This is a genomic window from Pseudomonas sp. 10C3 (genome assembly GCF_036346185.1).
Taxonomy (GTDB): domain Bacteria; phylum Pseudomonadota; class Gammaproteobacteria; order Pseudomonadales; family Pseudomonadaceae; genus Aquipseudomonas.
In genome coordinates, this window is sequence record NZ_JASJVE010000005.1 from 116,994 (window position 1) to 138,684 (window position 21,691).

The following is a 21,691-nucleotide window of genomic DNA, read 5'->3' on the forward strand; positions in this document are numbered from 1 at the left end:
GACGAGCCTATGTTTTCCACCAGTTTCTCCTGGAATGACCTGCTGTTTCTGCTCGACGGTGCATGGGTCACCCTGCAACTGACCTTCTGGGCAATCATGCTCGGCTCCTTCGCCGGACTACTGTTCGGCCTGCTGCGCGCCTTGCTGCCAAGGGCAAGCCTACCGCTGGCCTGGGTACTGGACGTGTTTCGCAGTGTGCCGTTGCTGATCCAGTTCGTGCTGTTCAACTCGCTCAAGAGCATCGTCGGCTTGAACATCAGCGCCTTCAGCGTCGGCTGCATCGTGCTGGGGGTTTACGCCGCGGCGTACTTCACCGAAATAGTGCGCAGTGGCGTGCTCGCCGTGCCGCTTTCCGTCCGGCGCGCCAGCCGGTCCCTGGGCCTGAGTTACCTGCAGGACCTGCGCTGGATCGTACTGCCGATAGCCTCGCGCGTGGCCTTCCCCGGCTGGCTGAATCTGGTGCTCAGCGTGATGAAAGACACCGCGCTGGTGATGTGGATCGGCATCGTCGAACTGCTGCGGGCCTCGCAAACTATCGTGACCCGCATCCAAGAGCCCCTGCTGGTGCTGTGCGTCGCAGGCCTCATCTATTACGTCATGAGCCTGGTGGTCGCACGCCTGGGCGCCCGTCTGGAAAGAAGGTGGCAAGAAAATGATTGAGATCGATAACGTGTACAAATCCTTCGGCGACCTTGACGTGGTCAAGGGTGTCAGCCTGACGGTGAACAAGGGTGAAGTGGTGTCGATCATAGGCGGCTCCGGCTCCGGAAAATCGACCCTGCTGATGTGCATCAACGGCCTGGAGCCAATCCAGAAAGGCAGCATTCGCGTCGACGGGATCGAGGTTCACAGCAAAGCCACCAACCTCAACCGCTTGCGCCAGAAGATCGGCATCGTGTTCCAACAGTGGAACGCCTTTCCCCATTTGACCGTACTGGAAAACGTGATGCTCGCGCCGCGCAAAGTGCTCGGAAAAAGCCGCGAAGAAGCCGAGGCCCTGGCGGTCCGGCAACTAACGCATGTGGGCTTGGGCGACAAGCTCAAGACCTTCCCCGGCAAGCTGTCCGGCGGTCAACAACAACGCATGGCCATCGCCCGCGCCCTGGCAATGTCACCGGACTACATGCTGTTCGACGAAGCCACCTCGGCGCTGGACCCGCAACTGGTGGGCGAAGTGCTGGACACCATGCGCATGCTCGCCGAAGACGGCATGACCATGGTGTTGGTGACCCACGAAATCCGGTTTGCGCGGGACGTGTCCGACCGCGTGGCGTTCTTTCGTAACGGCCTGGTGCACGAGATCGGCTCGCCCGACCAAGTCATCGGTAACCCTATACAGCCGGAAACGGCCGCCTTCCTCAAATCGGTCAAATAGGAGCAGGTAATGCGCTCATCAAAAATCATTCATGTGGTCAGCTGTCATGCCGAAGGGGAAGTCGGCGATGTGATCGTCGGCGGTGTTGCACCGCCACCCGGCGCCACGATCTGGGAACAGTCGCGCTGGATCGCCAAGGATGAAACCCTGCGCAACTTCGTACTCAACGAACCGCGCGGCGGTGTGTTCCGTCACGTTAATTTGCTGGTCCCGGCCAAAGACCCGCGAGCGCAAATGGCCTGGATCATCATGGAACCGGCAGATACCCCGCCAATGTCTGGCTCCAACTCGCTGTGCGTGGCCACGGTGCTGCTCGACAGCGGCATCCTGGCCATGACCGAACCGCAAACCCACTTGGTGCTCGAAGCCCCGGGAGGCTTGATCGAAGCCGTGGCCGATTGCCGCGACGGCAAAGTCGAACGGGTGGAAATCAAGAACGTACCCTCCTTCGCTGACCGTCTCGACGCCTGGATCGAAGTTGAAGGAATAGGCGCGCTGCAAGTCGACACGGCCTATGGCGGCGACAGTTTCGTGATCGCCGATGCACTGCGCCTCGGCTTCTCGATTTGCCCTGACGAGGCGGCAGAGCTAGTGGAGGTCGGACTGAAAATCACCCGCGCAGCCAACGAACAATTGGGCTTTGTCCATCCACTGAACCCTGAGTGGTCACACATTTCCTTCTGCCAGATCGCGGCCCCCATCGTTTATGAAAATGGGATTGCCACCGGCGCCAACGCGGTGGTGATTCGGCCCGGAAAGATCGACCGCTCCCCCACTGGCACCGGTTGCTCAGCGCGCATGGCGGTGATGCAGGCCAAAGGCTTGATGCGCGTGGGCGATCACTTTGTCGGTCGCTCGATCATAGGTTCGGAGTTCCACTGCCGCATCGATTCGCTGACGCAAGTGGCCGGAAGACCCGCTATTTACCCCTGCATTTCTGGCCGGGCGTGGATTACGGGCACCCACCAATTGCTGCTGGACCCGAGCGATCCATGGCCCCAAGGCTACAGACTGTCGGACACCTGGCCTGGCGCCTGATAGCTGACTCGCTGACTTTCAAACACAAATAACACCCGAAAAACAAACTAAAAAAGTATTGGTCTGATCCCAGACTCTAGAATATCGTATACGAAATACAATATAAATAACCGGAGGCAATTATGAGCAAGCGCATAGGCTGGAGTGGCGTCTTCCCAGCAGTGACCACTCAATTCAACGACGATTTCTCCATCAACCTGGAGAAAACTCATCAGGTAATCTCGAACGTAATTCGTGATGGTGTGTCGGGTCTGGTGGTGTGTGGTTCGGTGGGTGAGAACACGTCCCTGACCGCCGAAGAAAAAATCGCCGTGACTGAAGTGGCGGTTGACGCCTCACGCGGCCGGGTGCCAGTGATCTGTGGCGTCGCAGAGTTCACCAGCGTGCAAGCCGCCAAAGTCGCCAACGCCGTGCGCAAGGCCGGTGTCGATGGCGTGATGCTTATGCCAGCTCTGGTGTACGGCTCCAAGCCGTTCGAAACCGCCGAACACTACCGCTACGTAGCCAAGAACGCCGATGTGCCGCTGATGGTTTACAACAACCCGCCGATCTACAAAAACGACGTGACCCCGGACATCCTGATTTCACTGGCCGACTGCGATAACGTGGTGTGTTTCAAGGACTCCTCTGGCGACACCCGTCGCTTCATCGACGTGCGCAATGAAGTGGGCGATCGATTTGTGTTGTTCGCCGGTCTCGATGACGTGGTGCTGGAAAGCATCGCCGTGGGCGCAGAAGGCTGGGTCTCGGGCATGTCCAACGTGTTCCCTAAAGAAGGCGAAACCATCTTCCGCCTGGCTAAGGCCGGCCGCTTTGCCGAAGCCATGCCGATCTACGAATGGCTGATGCCGATCCTGCATCTGGACGCCCGTGCCGACCTGGTGCAGTGCATTAAGCTGTGCGAAGCCATCGCTGGTCGTGGTAGCGCGTTGACCCGTCCGCCACGCCTGGCACTGCCACAAGCTGAACGTGAATACGTCGAGCAGATCATGGCCAAAGCGCTGGCAAACCGTCCGGACCTGCCGGACGTCGGTCTCTGAGTGATTGCCGGGCTGAGCCTTGCGGCCCAGCCCGGCTGCTTCTCTCTGCGTGTTTACAAGAAACGCCAGCATGTCCACTCAAGCCTCGCGCGCAATCACCCTCGGGACTGAAACGGGTCGTGGCCCCGCTCGCCAGGGTGATTCACGGGGCTGAGTCACCCTTCCACACAGGAGTTTTTCATGCCCGAGATCATCGGCCACAACTACATCGGTGGCGCACGCAGCGCTGTGGGCACTATCACTCTGCAAAGCCATGACGCCAGCAGCGGTCAAGCTTTGCCCTATCACTTCGTGCAAGCGACCCCTGAAGAAGTGGACGCCGCCGCCCAAGCTGCCTCCGCAGCCTACCCGGCCTTTCGTACCTTGCCGGCCAGCCGCCGCGCGGAGTTTCTCGAGGCCATCGCTACGCAACTGGATGCCCTGGGTGATGAGTTCGTCGCCTTGGTCACCCGCGAAACCGCACTGCCTACCGGGCGCATCCAAGGTGAACGCGGGCGCACCAGCGGCCAGATGCGCCTGTTTGCCCACGTCCTGCGCCGAGGCGACTTCTACGATGCGCGTATCGACCGTGCCCAGCCTGAACGCCAACCGCTGCCACGGGTAGACCTGCGCCAATACCGAATAGGTGTTGGCCCGGTCGCAGTGTTCGGCGCCAGCAACTTCCCCCTGGCATTCTCCACCGCCGGTGGCGATACCGCTGCCGCGCTGGCAGCCGGTTGCCCGGTGGTGTTCAAGGCCCACAGCGGGCACATGGCGACTGCCGAGCGAGTGGCCAACGCGATCATCCGCGCCGCCGAACAAACCAACATGCCCAAAGGCGTGTTCAACATGATTTACGGTGCGGGTGTCGGCGAGACCCTGGTCAAGCACCCGGCCATTCAGGCGGTCGGCTTTACCGGTTCGCTCAAGGGTGGCCGCGCCCTGTGCGACATGGCTGCCGCACGGCCGCACCCCATTCCTGTGTTCGCGGAAATGAGCAGCATCAACCCGGTGCTGGTGTTACCCGAAGCCCTGCAGCTACGTGGTGAGAAAATCGCCCGTGAACTCGCCGCCTCAGTGGTCCTCGGCTGTGGTCAGTTCTGCACTAAACCCGGATTGGTGATAGGTATTTGCTCCCCTCAACTGAACGTATTCATTGAGCATCTCAGCGCTCTGATGGTCGAACAGCCGGGACAAACCATGCTCAACACCGGCACGCTCGACAGCTACAGCAAGGGCCTACAGGCATTGCACGCGCATCCGCGAATCACTCACCTGGCCGGCTGTGAACAACAGGGCAAGCAGGCCCAGCCCCAGTTGTTCAAGGCCGACGTGAGCCTGCTGCTCAACGGCGACCCGCTGCTGCAGGACGAGGTCTTCGGTCCGGCCACGGTGTTGATTGAAGTGGCCGACAAGGCCGAACTGCAACGGGCACTGCAGTGCTTGTACGGTCAACTCACCGCCACACTGATTGCCGAAACCGGTGATCTCAAAACCCATGGAGAACTGCTCTCGCTGCTCGAACAGAAGGTCGGTCGGGTGCTGTTCAATGGCTACCCTACAGGTGTCGAAGTCTGCGACGCGATGGTGCATGGCGGGCCCTACCCGGCCACCTCCGATGCCCGCGGCACTTCGGTTGGCAGCGTGGCCATCGAGCGCTTTCTGCGTCCGGTGTGCTACCAGAACTGCCCGGATGCGCTACTGCCCGAACCGCTTAAAGACGCCAATTCACTGGGCATTGCCCGCTTGGTCGACGGCAACAGCACCCGCCAGCCGCTGTGACGGTAACTCGCGAGTGCAGGAGGAATAGTGCTCCATGAGGTGGGGGCTGACTCCGATCAATGATGGGTTGGCCCCTGCAAGGGGCAGAAGAAAAACTTAACGTCGTGTCCGGGATTAGTTGACCACTGCGCAACATCCTATTATGGATTATGGAGTCCGTGAAAAACGCTTGGAAAGAACCACTAACGTGTTTGATTCGACCGTAGCAGTCATTCCCGTGGTTTGCGGCCAAGACAGCACGCACTCCGCAATCGCTGGCTCCAGTTCGACCCTCACTCTTCTTGTCAGCGCACGTGCACCGAAGCGTGAGTCATGGTTACGACACAGCCATGCACTTGCCGCATCGTCAAGAACCAGATTACGGCGATGCTGATCAAGGCGCTGATTCAGCAGCGCCATTTCGATCTGCAACAGCGCTTTCAGCCATTGGTCTTCAATACGCTCGAAGACCAGTATACGGTCGATACGGTTCAGAAATTCCGGTTCAAAACAGTCATGCAGCGCCCGTTCCAATACACCCTCCTCGCCTTTTGGGGCTACACCGAACCAACGCCTCCAACCGCGCGTGAAACGCTCTCGGTGCCTGCTGGCTTGCTGCGCGCCTATATTACTCGTCATAAAGATCAGGCTGTTTCGAAAGTCCAGCGTTCGACTACCGCCCGCTAGCGTCAGCTGGCCGTTTTCCAGGATACCGAGCAAGCTGCGCACGACTTCCTTGCTGGCTTTTTCCAGCTCGTCGAACAACACGATCCCAGGGCGGCTAAACGTGCCCTGAATCAGCTCGCTATTGAACAGACTGACGCCTTCTTTGCTACCGACATAACCGGGTGGCGCGCCGGTGAGCGCCGCCGAGTAGTGCTCCTGGGCCAGGGTATGCATGTCGATGCGACAAAAAGCATCGGCACGACCGTGTATAGCCATGGCCAGCAGGCGCACGATCTCCGTTTTACCGACACCGGTCGGGCCCATGAACAGGTTTACCGTCAAGGGCCTCTCGCGCTCACCAATATCGGCTTTGACGACCTTAAGCACTGCTTCGATTGTAGCTAAGGCGGCATCCTGGCCGACGATACGGCTACGCAGCAGAGCCATCACCTGAGCAGGATCGAAGACAAAGCGCGACGTCAGCAGGCCGGTCGAAGGCGGTGTGGCAGGCTGGTTCGGCTGCTGGTGATTGTGCTCAACACGATCATTGGCGAAAGGCATGTTCTAGCCTGCGGTTTTTTCTTTGCCACCGTGGGGAAGTTCACCCACAGGGCAATCAGCCACGCCGATAGTGCCGCGGGTGAGTTTTTCCACATTCTCCTGAGCTTTCTGCGCGTCCAGAACCCAGGTCCGGTAAAAATCAAACGGACAGTCGGCCACGCCCTTGTCGCCGTCGCCGGAGTTATAGACCCCGGTGTAACCGCGATGCAGTAGCTTGAACAGATGATTCTGCGACTGGTCGTTGGCACGGGCATCGCGAATTTGCGAGATAGATAACTGGGCATACTGAATACCCATTTCTTCTTCGCCGCATTCGCCCAAGGTCCGACCGTCGAAACCAATAATCGCCGAGTGTCCAAAGTAAGAGTACACACCGTCGAAGCCGGCAGCATTGGCGACCGCTACGTAGCAGTTATTGGCCCAGGCCATACTCTTGGACATCATCACCTGCTGCTCTTTGGCCGGGTACATATAGCCCTGGCACCGAACAATCAACTCGGCCCCTTTCATTGCGCAGTCGCGCCAGATCTCCGGGTAGTTGCCGTCATCGCAGATGATCAGGCTGATCTTCATGCCCTTTGGACCATCGCAAACATAAGTACGGTCTCCTGGATACCAGCCCTCTATGGGGCACCAAGGAATACATTTGCGGTATTTCTGGACGATTTCGCCCTGGTTATCGATTAATACCAACGTGTTGTAGGGAGCCTTGCGTGGATGTTCCTCATGACGTTCACCCGTAAGTGAAAAGACCCCCCACGTGTTGGCCGCACGGCACGCGGCAGAGAAGATCGTAGTCTCCTCCCCCGGAATGCTGGCGGCAGTTGCCATCATCTCGTCGTGGTCATACATGATGCCCATGGTGCTGTATTCGGGGAATACCACCAGGTCCATGCCAGGAAGACCGCGCTTTATGCCCGTGATGATCTCGGCAATTTTGTGGGCGTTTTCGATGACTTCGGCCTTTGTGTGCAGACGCGGCATTTTGTAATTGACGACAGCGACACCAACGGTGTCCGGGCTGCTGGAAATATCACCATGGCGCATGAAATTGACCTCTGTTAATGGCTGATCATCCACGGTCTTGGACCGGTTTTACTCTTAAGGCCCAGTGGATTGGCCTTGCTCGACGTCACCGGTTTGCTCGGTGCGCAACAGCTACAACCACTGGGGTGACGCCGGTTCTGCTGGTATTCGCCGACGGTCTGCGGCGCGTTTGCACTGCGCTCATTGGTCGTGATCGCCATACGCTGATTGCTCGACAATGTCGGTAGCGACGGTGCCGAGAGGATCAACCGCCCTCCGTCACCCGCGCAGATCGGGCACTGACACGGTTGATGACGCTGGTCCATGGGCCGCAGCATCGTGAACGAGCCGCAGGTCTGACATTCGTACTCATAGGTCGGCATGCAGCTCTCCTGACAATGAATCGGGCGCCGAGGTGGCTTACAGGTCTGGGGCAATCGGCAGATCAATGCTGCCGTCGAGGTGTTTCGTCGGACCGTTGGCGTTGGGGTTGATGTCGAAATCGAAGATCTCGGTCGGCAACCACAACGTCGCGCACGCGTTGGGAATATCGACCACACCGCTGATATGCCCTTGCACCGGAGCCGAGCCCAGCAGCGCATACCCTTGAGCGGGCGAGTAACCGAACTTGGTCAGGTAATTGATGGCATTCAGGCAGGCCTGGCGGTACGCGATATTGACGTCCAGGTAGTGCTGCTTGCCCTCTTCATCCACAGAGATACCTTCGAAGATCAGGTAGTTCTGGTAGGTCGGAATGATCGGGCTCGGTTTGAATACCGGGTTTTTGATCCCGTATTTGGCCATGCCGCCCTTGATCAGCTCGACTTTCATATGGACCCAGCCGGCCATTTCGATGGCACCACAAAAGGTAATTTCGCCGTCGCCCTGACTGAAGTGCAGATCGCCAACCGACAAGCCAGCTCCCTTGACGTAGACCGGAAAGAAAATCTTCGAACCCCGTGAAAGGTCCTTGATGTCGCAGTTACCGCCATGCTCGCGGGGCGGAACGGTTCGCGCGCCCGTGGCAGCGGCTTCGTCGCGGGCCTGGCCCTTGAGTTTGCCCATGTGTGCAGTTGGGGCCATGGGTGCGTTGGCAAGCGGTGGCACCCGGGTCGGATTGGTATCGATCAGTTCCTGCTCACGCCGGTTCCAGTCCGCGAGCATCACGTGATCCGGCAGGCATCCGATCAGACCGGGATGGATCAAGCCCGCAAAATTCACACCAGGGATGTGCCGCGAGCTGGTGAACATGCCCTTGAAATCCCAAATGGCTTTCTGTGCGCTGGGGAAATGATCGGTCAGGAATCCACCACCGTTTTGCCGTGAAAAGAAACCGTTGAAACCCCACATCGATTCGGCTTTGGCACCGATATCCAGCAAATCGACCACCAGCAGATCACCCGGCTCCGCACCGTGCACCCCTACCGGCCCAGACAAGTAATGCACCGTCGAGAGATCGACATCACGAACATCGGAGGCATCGTCATTGTTCTTGATTGCACCGGCAGTCCAATCATAGGTTTCGAGGATGAAGTCCTCTCCGGGCTTGACCCAGCACGCCATCGGAATATCCGGGTGCCAACGGTTGTGGATCTGTTCGTTCTCGGTAGCGGCCTGATTGAGGTCAACCTTGATCAACGTGTCGGTCATGACGAAGCTCCTGGACTGAATAGGGCGTGAGGCGTTGGAGCCAGTTTCGAATGCTTGAGCCAATCAGAAAATACGTTGGATGACGTATGCCCATAGCCAGCAGGAACGGGGTCTTCAGTCCTTTTCCAGCGCACGCGAAAAAGCCCGCGCCGCGTATGAAAGCGGGCGGGCATAACGCATAAGGATCACACCGACAGGTAGCGGCTGATGGTAGCTTCGTCGACCTTGTCGCGGGTTTCTTCGACCACGAAACGACCTTTTTCAATCACCAGGAAACGGTCGGCGATTTCCAGAGTGAACGACAGCACTTGCTCCGAAACGACGATAGTCAGGTCGCGCAGGTTGCGGATTTCTTTGAGCGTGCGGGCGATGTCCTTGATGATTGACGGCTGAATGCCCTCGGTCGGCTCATCCAGCAACAACACTTTTGGATTAGTCGCCAAAGCGCGGGCGATCGCCAGTTGTTGCTGCTGGCCGCCCGACAAGTTGCCGCCCTTTCGCGAGCGCATTTCGTAAAGCACCGGAAACAATGCATAAAGGTCATCGGGCACCTTACCCTTGGCCGATGCCGGCAATCCGGTCTGGATGTTTTCCAGCACACTCATGCTGGGAAATATCATCCGCCCCTGAGGCACGTAGGCGATACCTCGCTCGACTCGTTCATGGGTTTCCAGCGGCGAGACATCATGGCCATCGACGCTGATGCGTCCGTGCTACTGCGGCAAGATGCCCATCAGACTCTTGAATAACGTTGTCTTGCCCATGCCATTGCGTCCCATCACGGCAACAATCTCACGCTTGGCGACGTTCAGGTCCAGGTCATGCAGGATTTGGCTCTGACCATAGCCGCAGGACAGTTTGTCGATGTTGAACATGTCCGACTCCTCAATGGCCCAGATAGACTTCAATGACTTTGGGATTTTTCTGTATGGATTCCATGCTGCCCTCGGCCAGCACCTTGCCTTGGTGGAGCAACGTGACCTTGTGCGCGATGCTCTTGACGAATTCCATGTCGTGCTCGATCACCAGCACGGAGCGGCCCTTGCTGATTCGCTTTAACAGCTCGGCGGTTTGTGCCCGCTCGTTGACGCTCATGCCGGCGACCGGTTCGTCGAGCATCAACAGGTCCGGGTTCTGCATCAGTAGCATGCCGATTTCTAACCACTGCTTCTGGCCGTGGGACAACAGGTCGGCTTGCTGTTGCAACAGGTCTCCGAGGAAAATCTCATTGGCTACCTCCTCTACCCGGGCAATCACTTCGGCACTGCGCCTGAAGAACAATGCACCGAACACCTTGCGGCCTGTGGGATAAGACATTTCCAGATTTTCAAACACCGTCAGGTTCTCGTAGATCGACGGGTTCTGGAATTTTCGCCCCACTCCAGCGCGGACGATGTTGTACTCATGCATCTTGGTCAGTTCCTTTCCATCGAACTGAATACTGCCGCTGGTAGCGCGGGTCTTACCGCAGATCAGATCAAGCACCGTGGTCTTGCCTGCGCCATTGGGACCAATCACCACGCGCACTTCGTTGCGGTCGATATACAGATTGAGGTTATCAACGGCCTTGAAGCCGTCAAAAGACACGGTCAGTCCCTCGATGGTCAGCACTGGCTTGTTCATTTCAAAACCACTGGCACTCATGGTCGGGTCTCCAGGGAGGTGCTGCTAGCAGGCTGAATCAACTGTGGAGCTACGCTGGCTAATTTGCTCACCACAGACATCGACGCGGGCTTGGCAAGGGGCCGTTGCGAGCGACGAAGCAGTTTTGCCAGGGCCTGCCGACCATGAGTATCCCAAAGACCAGCAAGGCCATTCGGGAAATACATGACCACCACGATGAACAGGCCGCCCATCAGGTACAACCATAATTCCGGGAAGGACTCGGAAAAGTAGGTCTTGCCGTAGTTGACCAGCAACGCGCCGTACACGGCGCCAAGCAGCGACATGCGCCCTCCTACCGCCGCGAATATCACCATCTCGATGGACGGCACGATCCCCACGAACGAGGGCGACATAAAGCCGACCTGCAAGGCGAACATCGCACCGCCAATGGCCGAGAATGCAGCCGCCACACAGAACACGAAAATTTTGAAACTGGCTACGTCATAACCGGAAAACCGCACGCGCTCTTCCTTGTCGCGCATGGCCATCAACAACCGACCAAGCTTGGACAATGGTTTTCAGCGCAAAGGAGATCGAATCTCAGCACTGCAATTTGCGAATGCCGAAGACTTCACTGCTGACGATTACGTGCTCGCTACCGGCAACGCCAGCGATCGACTCGCGGCCCAATTGGGTATCCGCCTGCCGCTCTACCCACTCAAGGGCTATAGCTTAACTTTACCGCTTACCAGCAACGTCGGCGTCCCGGAAACCAGCGTGACCGACTTCGACAACAAGGTGGTGTACGCTCGACTCGGCCAACAGTTTCGCGTCGCCGCCATGGTCGACATTGGCATCAAAAACACCCATCCCGACCCAGAGCGCATTGCGGCTCTGTGTCGCCTGTGCGAAGAAGCCTTCCCTGACGCAGGCGATTATCACCAGGCACGCGGCTGGGCTGGGCTACGCCCTTCTACACCGCAGGGGCCGCCCATTCTGGGACCCAGTCCCTTCAAGAATTTCTGGCTCAACACTGGCCACGGAAGCCTCGGTTTTACACTCGCGAGCGCCTGCGGTCAGATAGTGAGCGACCTTATCGCCGGTAGACCGGCACCGATCCATCTGGAAGGCCTGACGTTAAAAGGCCTGGATTGCCCCCCAAGGAGTTGACACCATGACTATTAAACGAATCGACCCAAACGGGCGCCTCAGTGGTGTTGTCGTCCATGGTTCTCTGGTTTACCTGTCTGGACAGGTCCCCAACGACCGACGCCTGGACTGCGAGGGCCAGACCCTTAATGTATTGGAAAAAATTGATCGACTTCTGGAACGTGCATCCAGCAGCCGCGAACATCTAGTGAGCGCGCATATCTGGTTGAAGGATATCGATCGCGACTTCGCAGTGATGAACCGTATCTGGAGCGAATGGCTGCCAACCGGATGTGCGCCGGCCAGAGCGACAACTCAAGCCACGCTGGCCTCGTCCGACATTTTAGTTGAAATCATGGTGGTTGCAGCGATACCGACGGTTTGAATCACTGCCGCGTTCGAACGCCGATATCGTGCGATGTTCAGGAAAGAGGACACAGCGGGGGATCTCGTACCCATCAGCACGACTGCCCATTGAGCTTCGGCGAGCATACACAGAGGACACCACTGTCAGCTGGTTGTGCTTTCGCGCAACGCGGCATCCCTGGCGCACCATTGGATACTGGGTTTTATCTGGTCCAGTTTTTTAAATGCTCGATCAATACCTGCAAATCAAGCACTGATCGTCGCAATTGGGGCTTCAGGCAGGTGAACGCCGACCTGCCATGTCAGACTTATCACCCGCGTGTTGCCGTACTAATACCGCCATATCTAAAGCTACCTACCCTGTATATGCTCAAAAAAATAGCAAAATAAGTACAGATCGCAAGGTATTCCCCAGCAGTTCGCACACTCATAATGGAAATGAGACAAGTTGGCATTTCTACTCCATGGGGGGGACGAAAGACGATGTACAAAGACAACATCATTAGAAGTCGGGCGACCGACAACATCGCGTTCATGGGGGTGGTCGCTGTTGCTATATTTGCCATCACGCTCTTTGCTGGCGCTGGTGAGGGGGGCTTAGCAAAGCTGATGGGGCCCGTCGTTGCCGACCTCAAGTCACCCCTGCTACGTGATCTCGCGGTGGCGTTCACCTTGACCGTCACGCTGGTCGCCAACCTGTTCATCCTGGGACGATTCCCTTTGCGGGCGCAGATCATCACCGTATGGGTCGAGCTGCTTCTATTGTTCCTGCTATTTTTCGACAGCTTCAATTTGTCTTACAGCTTCATCCTCAGCAAAGTCGGATTCATGATCACCCAAGGGGTGTTCACCACTGTCTACGTGTCCGCTATTTCTATCAGCATCGCCTTCGTCCTGGCGCTGCTGGGAGCGACGGCAAAGTTATCGTCCAACGGCTTTGCTATTGCGATTGCCAACTTTTACACCTCATTCTTTCGCGGTGTGCCGCTGCTGATCCAGATCTATCTCATCTACCTGGGCATTCCCCAACTTGGCTATGTAGTAGGTGCGGTTCCGGCCGGAGTCCTGGCGCTGTCGCTCTGCTACGGCGCCTACATGACAGAGATCTTCCGTGCGGGCATCCGCAGCATCCCGCGCGGCCAGTGGGAGGCCTCCAGAGCTATTGGCTTGACCCCTTTCCAGGTCATGACCCGAGTGATCATGCCGCAGTCCATGCGGCTGATCATTCCGCCTACAGGCAACCAGTTCATTTCAATGCTCAAGGACAGCTCGTTGGTGTCAGTCATTGGAGTCTGGGAGTTGATGTTCCTGGCGCGTACACAAGGGCGTGCCGAGTTCCGGCATCTGGAGATGCTGATCACCGCCGCCGTGCTCTATTGGCTGCTGTCGATCGTTCTGGAGACCGTCCAGTCTCGCCTCGAGAAGCGCTTTGACCGCGCTCACCGCTGAACAAGGATCACCACGATGAATCGCGCCCTCGATCCCCTCAGCCCTACCCTTCAGCCGGCAGTGTCAGTTCGCAAACTGCAAAAATGGTATGGCGATTTTCACGTTCTCAAAGACATCGACCTGGACATTGCTTCCGGGGAAATCCTCGTGATTTGCGGGCCTTCCGGGTCCGGAAAATCGACGCTGATCCGCTGCCTCAATCTGCTGGAGGACTTTCAGAAAGGCGAAGTACTCATCAGCGGGACAGCACTGACCCGCAGCGCGGAGAGTGTGGCGGCGGTTCGGCGGCACGTCGGCATGGTCTTCCAGCAATTCAATTTATTCCCGCATTTGACCGTGCTGGAAAACCTGATGCTGGGGCCGCGCCTGGTGAGCAAGCTCAGCGAAGCGGAGGCCCGCCAACTAGCGCACGAATACCTCACGCGTGTGCGGATTGATAACCAGGCCGACAAGTACCCCGGCCAGCTCTCGGGCGGGCAGCAGCAACGGGTCGCCATCGCCCGCGCCCTCTGTATGCGACCACGGATCATGCTGTTCGACGAGCCGACTTCGGCGCTTGACCCTGAGATGGTCAAGGAGGTGCTCGACGTGATGGGCGAACTGGCACAGGACGGCATCACCATGCTGTGTGTGACCCACGAGATGGGCTTCGCTCGGCGGGTGGCTGACCGGATCATCTTCATGGACCAAGGGCGAATCATTGAGCAGGGCGAACCACAGGCTTTCTTCGATAACCCGCAACACGAACGGGCCAAAGAATTCCTTTCGCAAATCCTCAGCCATTGACGGCCGGAGGGGCGGCAGGACGCAGTCGGCACTATCGCCGTGCACTCATCAGCGGATAAGCCTGACCATCCGCGTCAACCTGCAACATCTGGAGACTTACCGATGACCTCAGTCACTCGCTTCTTCGCTGCCGCAGCTGTCGCCAGCGCCGTATTCGTCACCACAGGCGCTGCCTGGGCTGGCGCAACGCTCGACCGCATCCATGAAAGCAAGGTCATGAAAGTAGCGACTGCCGCTAACTGGCCACCTCAGTCGTTCCTGGGTGACGACAATGCGCTAAAAGGCTTTGATATTGATGTGGCCACCGAGATCGGCCATCGACTGGGCGCCAAGGTGACGTTCGTCACGCCGGAGTGGGGCATCATCACCGCAGGGCGCTGGTCAGGCCGTTGGGACATATCGGTCGGCTCCATGACCCCCACCACCGAGCGCGCACGCGTCCTCGATTTCCCCGCCATCTATTACTACACCCCTTATGTGTTTGCGGTGCACAAGGATGCCGCCGGGACCAAGGTCGCTGATCTTAACGGCAAGGTGATCGGCGTCGAGGCAGGCACCACTTCCGAGGACTATATCAATCGCCGACTAAAGATCGACGCGGTGGGTGTGCCACCTTTCAGCTATGAGGTCGAGCCAGGCGAAGTGCGGACCTACGGTGACAGCATGGGGCCTCTGGATGACTTGCGTCTGGGCAATGGCACTCGCCTCAACGCCACGCTGTCCGCACTGCCGACGATCAAGGGCGCAGTGGAACATGGCTACCCCATCGTTCAGGTGGAGGGCAAACCCGCGTATTACGAGCCTCTGGCGTTAGCTGTCGACAAGGGTGACGAGGCGTTTTCGGCCGAGCTGAAGAAGATCGTCGAAGACATGAAGTCCGACGGCACGCTGAAGAAATTTTCCGAGAAGTGGTACGGCAACGACCTCACCACCGTGCAATGACCGACACGACTGTACGCCCGTCATGACGGCGGGCGTGCGGCATGTCTTTGCTCCTGCCAAAGGATGACCGATTCATGTCCCATTACAGTAACAGTTATTACACCGCTACGATGCGGTACGCATCGCCGCGCCCGACACTCATTGGCAATGTTCAGGCCGATGTCTGTGTGATCGGTGGCGGTCTGGCAGGTTTGAGTACGGCGTTGGAGCTGGTTTCCCGGGGACGCTCGGTAGTATTGCTGGAGGCCGCGCGGGTTGCATGGGGGGCTTCCGGACGCAACGGTGGCTTCGTACTGCAGGGCTGGTCCGAAGGGCTGTCATCAATTGAGCGCCGGTGTGGCACCGAGACGGCACGCGCGCTGTTCAAGCTTTCTCTAGAGGGCGTGGACATCGTTCGCGAGACGATCGATCAGCATCAGTTGGAGGGCTGCGCGCCCACCAGCGGCAAGTTGAGCGTGTTGCGCTACGACGATGGCGATAATCTCCAACGCCTACGTGATCGGATGGCCAAGGAGTTCAATTTCGAAATGGAGTACCTGGATACCCACGCGATCCGGGCACGGTTGAACACTGAGCGCTATTTTCACGGGTTGCGCGATAGCCATGGGTTTCACTTCCATCCACTGAACTATTGCCTGGGCGTGGCCGAGTTGATTGAGGCCAAGGGTGGCATTCTCTATGAAAACTCGCCCATGATTCGGGTAGAAAGCCAAGGCGACCGCCATCACGTGGTGACGCAGCAAGGGGTGATTGACTGTGGCAACGTGGTGCACTGCTGTGGCGGCTATGGCGGCCCTGAGTTCGGCCGATTGCGGCGCGCTTTTTTGCCGATCGCGACGTATGTGGTGCTCACCGAACACTTGGGCGACCGTCTGCGGGATACGATACGCACCACCGATGCCGTTGGTGACAATCGCCGCGCCTCGGACTACTACCGGGTGGTCGACGGTGATCGCCTGCTCTGGGGTGGGCACATCACCACTCGAAATGTACAGGATGAAAAGCGTTTGGCGCACATGCTGACCGACGATATTCTCAATGTCTTCCCACAATTGCGCGGCCTGCAAATCGAAAAAGCCTGGTCCGGCCTGATGGGCTACGCTCGCCACAAAATGCCGCACATCGGTACGCTGGGTCCGGGCCTTTGGGCTTGTACATCATTTGGTGGCCATGGTATGAACACCGCGCCTATCGGTGCACGGGTTGTTGCCGAGGCGATTTGTGGCGAGTCTGATCGTTACCGTCTATTCGATGCCTATGGCCTGGAATGGAATGGTGGGCCTTTCGGGCCTGCAGCAGCGCAGACGGTCTATGCCGGATTAAAGCTGATGGATATGTTCCAGGAAGCGCGCTCGACACGCCGGGCAGCTAGACACTGAACCCTATCAAGAGTACGAACCTATCCATGGATGAGCAGCGCCCCACTTCGTTGTTTCGTTTGACCGAGAAAGACAAGCAACTGCTTGCGCTTTTGCAGCTTAACGCCCGCGAGCCAACGGCCTCTCTGGCACGCAAGCTTGGGGTCTCGCGCTCCGCGGTACAGGAGCGGATCAATCGCCTGGAAAAGGCTGGGGTTATCACCGGCTACAGCGTGCGAATCGACCAGGACAAGCTGCAACAAACAGTCAACTGCTTCACCATGACGTCCTGCACCAACAAAAGTTATACCGATGTCATGACCGCACTGCGCAAGATGGATTCGGTCCAGGCAGTCTATGCCGTCTCCGGCGAATCGGATTTCATCATTCACGTCGCCACCCATACGTTGGGCGAACTCAACGGCGAACTCACGCAGATCAACTTGATCAAGGGCGTGGCCCATACGTCGTCCTACATCGTCATGGAAACGAAATTCAACCGGCGCCTGATGTTGTAGCCCCAAACACGGATGCAAAAAAACCGATCCCGATCAGTAGTGATCGACTTTCCAGGGCGATGAAAAATCGGAGACTCAAGCGCATTGACAGATACACCGCGTTGGCGTCTTTGATCATTATTGTTTGACGCATAGGGATCTGGAAGACGTGTTGCCCAGGCTTACATGGACGCCCTGCTTGCCAAGCTTTCATCTAGTCAGTCCGGTTGGCAGCTTGGTCATCAGCCCTCACCAACTGACGACCTCCCGCAGCCGCGTCCCAGGCATGGCTAAGATTACAGGCCATGGCCACCAGTCTGGCAGTGGTCAACGGCTCGATCTCCACCCAAGTGCGGATCGCCAAACAGTGATTTGCTCGGGGTAAAGGCCTTTGCGGCGGCAATAATGGCCTTAGGTCGATCTCGGACAACCCGGCAGCTTCAAGGATGACAGCAAACTTGGTTTCGGCTGGCCAGTTCTGAGTCGATTACTTGTTTTCGGATCAGCGTTTTTCAAGGTAGTTGTCGCGTCAACCGTCTGACTATGCCGCTATTTTCTCGACCTGTTGCTCTCGATCCGGGTTCTCCAGCACGGTGCCGATCGGCTCCCAGTTACGTATTTAACCTGACCACTGTTCCGGCTTTTTCTCTTTGCGATGCGTCGTCGGCAGTACCTTCAAAACTGAGCTGCCGGACAACGTCACCTAGGGCATCGGCTTTATCCGCGACATCAAGTCATTCCAGCAGCCGGCGTTCAGTGAGGCTGAAGTCGGTGCCCTCATGCACACCCTGCGCCTGGACCGCCCGGCAAGCGATGTACGGAGACTCTATTGAAGATTCTCAAGATAGGCGAGAGGGTGTTCTGACGGCCTTCCTTTACACACAGCCTGCGGAACTCGACCCACTGATTGGATACCACTTCGACGTTATGCCTGCTGTTTACGGTGCGTCTCTGAATACTGGAGAGCACTGGACTGAAGTGTTTTTCGGCACAACGAAAAAAGCGACCCTAAGGTCGCTTTTTTCTACAACTCATGAACCTCAATGAAGTTCACAAGCCAAATTTTGGAGCGGGAAACGAGACTCGAACTCGCGACCCCGACCTTGGCAAGGTCGTGCTCTACCAACTGAGCTATTCCCGCATCTTGGTGAAGGCCGCTATTCTATAGATTCAAATTGTCCCGTCAACCCCTTGATTCAAAAACTTATTTTTTTTCTGCCGAGGTTTTGAGGTGCGGCCAGGCCGCACGCAAGTATTGCAACATCGACCACAACGTCAGCCCGGCAGCTATCAGTAGTAACGCGTAACCGACGACCACCCAAAAAGTGAAAGCCGGCGGGTTGGCCAACAGGATGACCAATGCAAGCATCTGTGCGGCAGTCTTCCATTTACCCAGGCTGGAAACGGCGACATGTGCCCGAGCACCTATCTCGGCCATCCACTCACGCAATGCGGAAATCACGATCTCGCGGCCAATGATGACCGCTGCTGGCAATGTCAGCCACAGGTTGGCGTGCGCTTGAACCAGCAACACCAACGCCACGGCCACCATCAGCTTGTCGGCCACCGGATCGAGAAAGGCACCAAAGGGCGTGCTTTGCTCAAGGCGACGCGCCAGATAGCCATCTAGCCAATCCGTAGCCGCCGCGATCGCGAAGACCGTACTGGCTGCCATGTAGCTCCATGAATAAGGCAGATAAAACAGCAGAATGAAGATCGGAATCAGCAGGACACGTAATACGGTGATCAGATTAGGGATATTCATCGGCACAACTGGCTACGAGGTGAGCGAGCATTCTACTCGCTGTGCAGGTTTGCATAAATCGACTCTGCGAGCTTTTTACTGATTCCGGGCGCTTTAGCAATTTCTTCGACACTGGCGCGGGACAATTCTTGCAATCCACCGAAGTGTTTGAGCAGATCACGGCGCCGTGTCGGGCCGACACCAGCCACGCCTTCAAGAGTCGAGGTACGCCGTGTCTTCCCGCGTCGCGCGCGATGTCCGGTGATGGCGAAGCGGTGAGCTTCGTCGCGGATCTGCTGGATCAGGTGCAATGCCGGAGAATCGCCAGGCAAGGTGAACTCATGCGCAGCATCGTTGAGGTAAAGCGTCTCGAATCCGGCCTTGCGTGTGGCACCTTTGGCAACGCCCAACAGAATCAAGTCTGGCACCGCCAGTTCGTTCAGTACATCGCGGGCCATGGATAACTGCCCCTTGCCGCCATCCACCAACAGGATATCGGGCAACTTGCCCTCCCCCTCTTTGAGCTTGCTGAAGCGACGAGTCAGGGCCTGGTGCATGGCTGCATAATCGTCGCCAGCCGTCACACCTTCGATGTTGTAACGCCGGTAATCCGACTTTATTGGCCCTTCTGGACCGAAGACCACACAGGAGGCGACCGTCGCCTCACCGCTGGAGTGACTGATGTCGTAACACTCAAGGCGTTGTGGCGATTCCTCGAGATTCAATACCTTGGCCAGCGCATCAAAACGAGCCGTCACATGCTGACGGTTGGCCAGGAGTGCCGACAATGCCTGCTCGGCATTGGTCACCGCCAATTGCTGCCAGCGCGCCCGCGTACCCCGGACCCGATGACTGATGGTCATTTCATGCCCTCGCAACGCTTCAATCGCGTCGATCAAGGTCGGGAAGTCTTCATGGACCACATTGACAATAACTTCGCTCGGCAGCTCTCGGTCATGCCCCCCCAGGAAATACTGAGCGAGGAATGCCGCCATGACTTCACCCACCTCCTCCTCGATACCGACCTGAGGAAAAAAGCTCTTGCTGCCCAACACGCGTCCGCCGCGCACGCTGATCAAGTGAACACAGGCGCCACCCGGGTTGACGAACGCAGCGACCACATCCACATCGCCGGTTCCTCCGTCCATACTTTGTTGATCCTGGACACGGCGCAAAAGTGATATCTGATCACGCAGTTCGGCGGCACGTTCAAAATCCAGGGTCATGGCGGCTTTTTCCATGGCGGCATTAAGCTCGTCAGTCAGCGCGTTGCTGCGTCCCTCAAGGAACATGATCGAGTGCCGCACGTCCTGGGCATATACCTCAGGCTCGACCAGGCCGACACAGGGCCCCTTGCAACGCTTGATCTGGTACTGCAAACACGGACGGGTGCGATTCTTGAAATAGCTGTCTTCGCATTGGCGAACCAAAAAAGTTTTTTGCAGCAGACTCAGACTTTCCCGAATGGCACCGGCGCTTGGATACGGACCGAAGTATCGACCTTTGGGCTTCTTCGCGCCGCGATGGATACTCAGCCGAGGGTAATCACTGTCCGATAGATAGACGTAAGGATAAGACTTATCGTCGCGCAGCAGGATGTTGTAAGGCGGCCGCCACTCTTTAATGAGTGTCTGCTCCAACAGCAGGGCTTCGGTCTCATTGGCAGTGATGGTGGTTTCAATCTGTGCGATTCGGGCGACCAGCGCACCGGTTTTGGGCGCGTGCCCTGTCTTGCGGAAATAGCTGGCAAGCCGCTTTTTGAGATTTTTGGCTTTGCCGACATACAGCAGACGCGCCTCGGCATCGAACATGCGATACACGCCGGGACGGCCACTGCAGGTTGAAAGAAATGCGCTTGGATCGAACGGTTGGGTCATTTCAGAGACTGGCATCGACCATGCCGTGACGGACTGCCAACAAGGCCAGCTCGACATCGCTGCTGATCGAGAGCTTTTCAAAGATACGGTAACGGTAGGTGTTCACGGTTTTGGGTGACAGACACAGTTTATCGGAGATGGCCTGGACTTTCTGACAACCAACGATCATCAGGGCAATCTGAATTTCGCGCTCCGACAACAGATCGAACGGCGAATTACTACTTTGCGGCTGAAAAGACTTGAGTGCGAGTTGCTGAGCGATCTGCGGGCTGATGTAGCGCTGCCCGGCAAACACAAGCCGGATGGCCTGAACCATTTCAGCAAGGCCTGCACCCTTGGTCATGTAACCCGCAGCGCCCGCTTGCAACAGCCGGGTCGGGAACGGGTCATCTTCACACACAGTCACAGCCACAACTTTAATGTCGGGATGACTACGCAGTAACTTCCGGGTTGCTTCCAGACCGCCTATGCCAGGCATCTTGACGTCCATCAACACCACATCGGGCTTTAACTCGCGCGCTTGCTTCAGGGACTCTTCACCTGAATCGGCCTCCCCGACTACCTGTAAGCCCTCGATATCGGCCAACATCCGTGTAATGCCTGTTCGAACGAGATCATGGTCATCGACTACTAGCACCCTAATCAAGCAGACACCTCACAAAACGGTCATAACAAAGGCTAGTGACCTTAGCAAAAACGGCGAGCAAGACCTAGCTCAAAGCTCGATATTGGTGCAAGGTCGACACATGGCAGCGTGTTACACACGCTACCAATAACGTATTCATATATTTGATATATTTCTGAAGACCTAAAAAGACAACC

At 57.3% G+C, this 21,691-nt stretch carries 20 protein-coding genes, 1 tRNA gene and 2 pseudogenes; 12 read left to right on the plus strand and 11 right to left on the minus strand.

Annotated features, from left to right (window positions below):
- Window positions 1-9: 9 nt before the first annotated feature.
- From QN399_RS06470 to QN399_RS06490, 5 genes are all read left to right on the plus strand, one after another.
- Window positions 10-660, plus strand: a complete 651-nt coding sequence (locus QN399_RS06470; RefSeq protein WP_323568955.1) for an amino acid ABC transporter permease — start codon at window positions 10-12, stop codon at window positions 658-660.
- Window positions 653-1,375 (plus strand): amino acid ABC transporter ATP-binding protein, encoded by a 723-nt coding sequence (locus QN399_RS06475; RefSeq protein ID WP_322216076.1) that lies wholly within the window; start codon window positions 653-655, stop codon window positions 1,373-1,375. The genes QN399_RS06470 and QN399_RS06475 overlap by 8 nt, the downstream gene beginning before the upstream one ends.
- A gap of 9 nt (window positions 1,376-1,384) precedes the next feature.
- Entirely contained in the window at window positions 1,385-2,413 is a 1,029-nt protein-coding gene (locus tag QN399_RS06480; protein ID WP_322216074.1) for a proline racemase family protein, read from the plus strand.
- 122 nt (window positions 2,414-2,535) lie between these two features.
- A complete protein-coding gene (locus QN399_RS06485; RefSeq protein ID WP_322216072.1) occupies window positions 2,536-3,453 on the plus strand; it encodes a dihydrodipicolinate synthase family protein in 918 nt (305 codons plus the stop codon).
- Between the two features lie 180 nt (window positions 3,454-3,633).
- The gene (locus tag QN399_RS06490) at window positions 3,634-5,214 is read left to right on the plus strand and encodes an aldehyde dehydrogenase (NADP(+)) (RefSeq protein WP_330200723.1); all 1,581 of its coding nucleotides are present in this window, start codon (window positions 3,634-3,636) and stop codon (window positions 5,212-5,214) included.
- A 147-nt stretch (window positions 5,215-5,361) separates the two neighbouring features.
- On the opposite strand, the gene QN399_RS06495 is transcribed toward QN399_RS06490, so the two are convergent.
- The 7 genes and pseudogenes from QN399_RS06495 to QN399_RS06525 all read right to left on the minus strand — a co-directional run.
- Window positions 5,362-6,420, minus strand: coding sequence for an AAA family ATPase (locus QN399_RS06495; RefSeq protein WP_330200724.1), 1,059 nt, complete (start codon window positions 6,418-6,420; stop codon window positions 5,362-5,364).
- A gap of 3 nt (window positions 6,421-6,423) precedes the next feature.
- A complete protein-coding gene (locus tag QN399_RS06500; protein WP_330200725.1) occupies window positions 6,424-7,467 on the minus strand; it encodes an aliphatic amidase in 1,044 nt (347 codons plus the stop codon).
- Window positions 7,468-7,481: 14 nt separating this feature from the next.
- The gene (locus tag QN399_RS06505) at window positions 7,482-7,829 is read right to left on the minus strand and encodes a zinc ribbon domain-containing protein (RefSeq protein ID WP_322179366.1); all 348 of its coding nucleotides are present in this window, start codon (window positions 7,827-7,829) and stop codon (window positions 7,482-7,484) included.
- A gap of 37 nt (window positions 7,830-7,866) precedes the next feature.
- Complete coding sequence (fmdA, locus tag QN399_RS06510; protein WP_322179367.1) at window positions 7,867-9,096, minus strand: formamidase; 1,230 nt, start codon at window positions 9,094-9,096, stop codon at window positions 7,867-7,869.
- 185 nt (window positions 9,097-9,281) lie between these two features.
- Window positions 9,282-9,971, minus strand: a pseudogene (gene urtE / locus QN399_RS06515) (urea ABC transporter ATP-binding subunit UrtE).
- Window positions 9,972-9,981: 10 nt separating this feature from the next.
- Window positions 9,982-10,740 carry an urea ABC transporter ATP-binding protein UrtD gene (gene urtD, locus QN399_RS06520; RefSeq protein WP_330200726.1) on the minus strand — a complete coding sequence of 253 codons (759 nt, stop codon included), beginning with the start codon at window positions 10,738-10,740 and terminating at the stop codon, window positions 9,982-9,984.
- Window positions 10,737-11,270, minus strand: a pseudogene (locus tag QN399_RS06525) (urea ABC transporter permease subunit UrtC); the annotation flags it as partial. The pseudogene QN399_RS06525 and the gene urtD, both read right to left, overlap by 4 nt.
- Here QN399_RS06525 and QN399_RS06530 point away from each other — a divergent pair.
- From QN399_RS06530 to QN399_RS06560, 7 genes are all read left to right on the plus strand, one after another.
- Window positions 11,242-11,871, plus strand: a complete 630-nt coding sequence (locus QN399_RS06530) for an FAD-dependent oxidoreductase (protein ID WP_330200727.1) — start codon at window positions 11,242-11,244, stop codon at window positions 11,869-11,871. The pseudogene QN399_RS06525 and the gene QN399_RS06530 sit on opposite strands and share 29 nt — an antisense overlap.
- A gap of 4 nt (window positions 11,872-11,875) precedes the next feature.
- Window positions 11,876-12,235: a RidA family protein gene (locus QN399_RS06535; protein WP_322216057.1), complete on the plus strand. Its 360-nt coding sequence runs from the start codon at window positions 11,876-11,878 to the stop codon at window positions 12,233-12,235.
- 464 nt (window positions 12,236-12,699) lie between these two features.
- On the plus strand, window positions 12,700-13,665 hold the full coding sequence (locus QN399_RS06540; protein ID WP_322179372.1) for an amino acid ABC transporter permease: 966 nt from the start codon (window positions 12,700-12,702) through the stop codon (window positions 13,663-13,665).
- A 15-nt stretch (window positions 13,666-13,680) separates the two neighbouring features.
- Window positions 13,681-14,451 carry an amino acid ABC transporter ATP-binding protein gene (locus QN399_RS06545; protein WP_322179373.1) on the plus strand — a complete coding sequence of 257 codons (771 nt, stop codon included), beginning with the start codon at window positions 13,681-13,683 and terminating at the stop codon, window positions 14,449-14,451.
- A 102-nt stretch (window positions 14,452-14,553) separates the two neighbouring features.
- Window positions 14,554-15,393, plus strand: a complete 840-nt coding sequence (locus tag QN399_RS06550; RefSeq protein ID WP_322179374.1) for a transporter substrate-binding domain-containing protein — start codon at window positions 14,554-14,556, stop codon at window positions 15,391-15,393.
- A gap of 74 nt (window positions 15,394-15,467) precedes the next feature.
- On the plus strand, window positions 15,468-16,772 hold the full coding sequence (locus QN399_RS06555) for an FAD-binding oxidoreductase (RefSeq protein ID WP_322216054.1): 1,305 nt from the start codon (window positions 15,468-15,470) through the stop codon (window positions 16,770-16,772).
- Window positions 16,773-16,798: 26 nt separating this feature from the next.
- A complete protein-coding gene (locus QN399_RS06560) occupies window positions 16,799-17,269 on the plus strand; it encodes an Lrp/AsnC family transcriptional regulator (protein WP_322179376.1) in 471 nt (156 codons plus the stop codon).
- A gap of 1,044 nt (window positions 17,270-18,313) precedes the next feature.
- On the opposite strand, the gene QN399_RS06565 is transcribed toward QN399_RS06560, so the two are convergent.
- The 4 genes from QN399_RS06565 to uvrY all read right to left on the minus strand — a co-directional run bounded on the left by QN399_RS06565 (window position 18,314) and on the right by uvrY (window position 21,515).
- Window positions 18,314-18,389: transfer RNA gene (locus QN399_RS06565), tRNA-Gly, on the minus strand.
- Between the two features lie 63 nt (window positions 18,390-18,452).
- On the minus strand, window positions 18,453-19,013 hold the full coding sequence (pgsA, locus tag QN399_RS06570) for a CDP-diacylglycerol--glycerol-3-phosphate 3-phosphatidyltransferase (RefSeq protein ID WP_322179377.1): 561 nt from the start codon (window positions 19,011-19,013) through the stop codon (window positions 18,453-18,455).
- 32 nt (window positions 19,014-19,045) lie between these two features.
- On the minus strand, window positions 19,046-20,869 hold the full coding sequence (gene uvrC / locus QN399_RS06575; protein WP_330200752.1) for an excinuclease ABC subunit UvrC: 1,824 nt from the start codon (window positions 20,867-20,869) through the stop codon (window positions 19,046-19,048).
- A gap of 1 nt (window position 20,870) precedes the next feature.
- Window positions 20,871-21,515: a UvrY/SirA/GacA family response regulator transcription factor gene (uvrY, locus tag QN399_RS06580; protein ID WP_322179378.1), complete on the minus strand. Its 645-nt coding sequence runs from the start codon at window positions 21,513-21,515 to the stop codon at window positions 20,871-20,873.
- Window positions 21,516-21,691: the final 176 nt, after the last annotated feature.

What these genes read in the sequence shown, in the direction of transcription:
- QN399_RS06470 (WP_323568955.1), top strand. Translation starts at nt 10, where the DNA reads ATGTTTTCCACCAGTTTCTCCTGGAATGACCTGCTGTTTCTGCTCGAC.
- QN399_RS06475 (WP_322216076.1), top strand. Translation starts at nt 653, where the DNA reads ATGATTGAGATCGATAACGTGTACAAATCCTTCGGCGACCTTGACGTG.
- QN399_RS06480 (WP_322216074.1), top strand. Translation starts at nt 1,385, where the DNA reads ATGCGCTCATCAAAAATCATTCATGTGGTCAGCTGTCATGCCGAAGGG.
- QN399_RS06485 (WP_322216072.1), top strand. Translation starts at nt 2,536, where the DNA reads ATGAGCAAGCGCATAGGCTGGAGTGGCGTCTTCCCAGCAGTGACCACT.
- QN399_RS06490 (WP_330200723.1), top strand. Translation starts at nt 3,634, where the DNA reads ATGCCCGAGATCATCGGCCACAACTACATCGGTGGCGCACGCAGCGCT.
- QN399_RS06495 (WP_330200724.1), bottom strand. Translation starts at nt 6,420, where the DNA reads ATGCCTTTCGCCAATGATCGTGTTGAGCACAATCACCAGCAGCCGAAC.
- QN399_RS06500 (WP_330200725.1), bottom strand. Translation starts at nt 7,467, where the DNA reads ATGCGCCATGGTGATATTTCCAGCAGCCCGGACACCGTTGGTGTCGCT.
- QN399_RS06505 (WP_322179366.1), bottom strand. Translation starts at nt 7,829, where the DNA reads ATGCCGACCTATGAGTACGAATGTCAGACCTGCGGCTCGTTCACGATG.
- fmdA (WP_322179367.1), bottom strand. Translation starts at nt 9,096, where the DNA reads ATGACCGACACGTTGATCAAGGTTGACCTCAATCAGGCCGCTACCGAG.
- urtD (WP_330200726.1), bottom strand. Translation starts at nt 10,740, where the DNA reads ATGAGTGCCAGTGGTTTTGAAATGAACAAGCCAGTGCTGACCATCGAG.
- QN399_RS06530 (WP_330200727.1), top strand. Translation starts at nt 11,242, where the DNA reads ATGGCCATCAACAACCGACCAAGCTTGGACAATGGTTTTCAGCGCAAA.
- QN399_RS06535 (WP_322216057.1), top strand. Translation starts at nt 11,876, where the DNA reads ATGACTATTAAACGAATCGACCCAAACGGGCGCCTCAGTGGTGTTGTC.
- QN399_RS06540 (WP_322179372.1), top strand. Translation starts at nt 12,700, where the DNA reads ATGTACAAAGACAACATCATTAGAAGTCGGGCGACCGACAACATCGCG.
- QN399_RS06545 (WP_322179373.1), top strand. Translation starts at nt 13,681, where the DNA reads ATGAATCGCGCCCTCGATCCCCTCAGCCCTACCCTTCAGCCGGCAGTG.
- QN399_RS06550 (WP_322179374.1), top strand. Translation starts at nt 14,554, where the DNA reads ATGACCTCAGTCACTCGCTTCTTCGCTGCCGCAGCTGTCGCCAGCGCC.
- QN399_RS06555 (WP_322216054.1), top strand. Translation starts at nt 15,468, where the DNA reads ATGTCCCATTACAGTAACAGTTATTACACCGCTACGATGCGGTACGCA.
- QN399_RS06560 (WP_322179376.1), top strand. Translation starts at nt 16,799, where the DNA reads ATGGATGAGCAGCGCCCCACTTCGTTGTTTCGTTTGACCGAGAAAGAC.
- pgsA (WP_322179377.1), bottom strand. Translation starts at nt 19,013, where the DNA reads ATGAATATCCCTAATCTGATCACCGTATTACGTGTCCTGCTGATTCCG.
- uvrC (WP_330200752.1), bottom strand. Translation starts at nt 20,869, where the DNA reads ATGACCCAACCGTTCGATCCAAGCGCATTTCTTTCAACCTGCAGTGGC.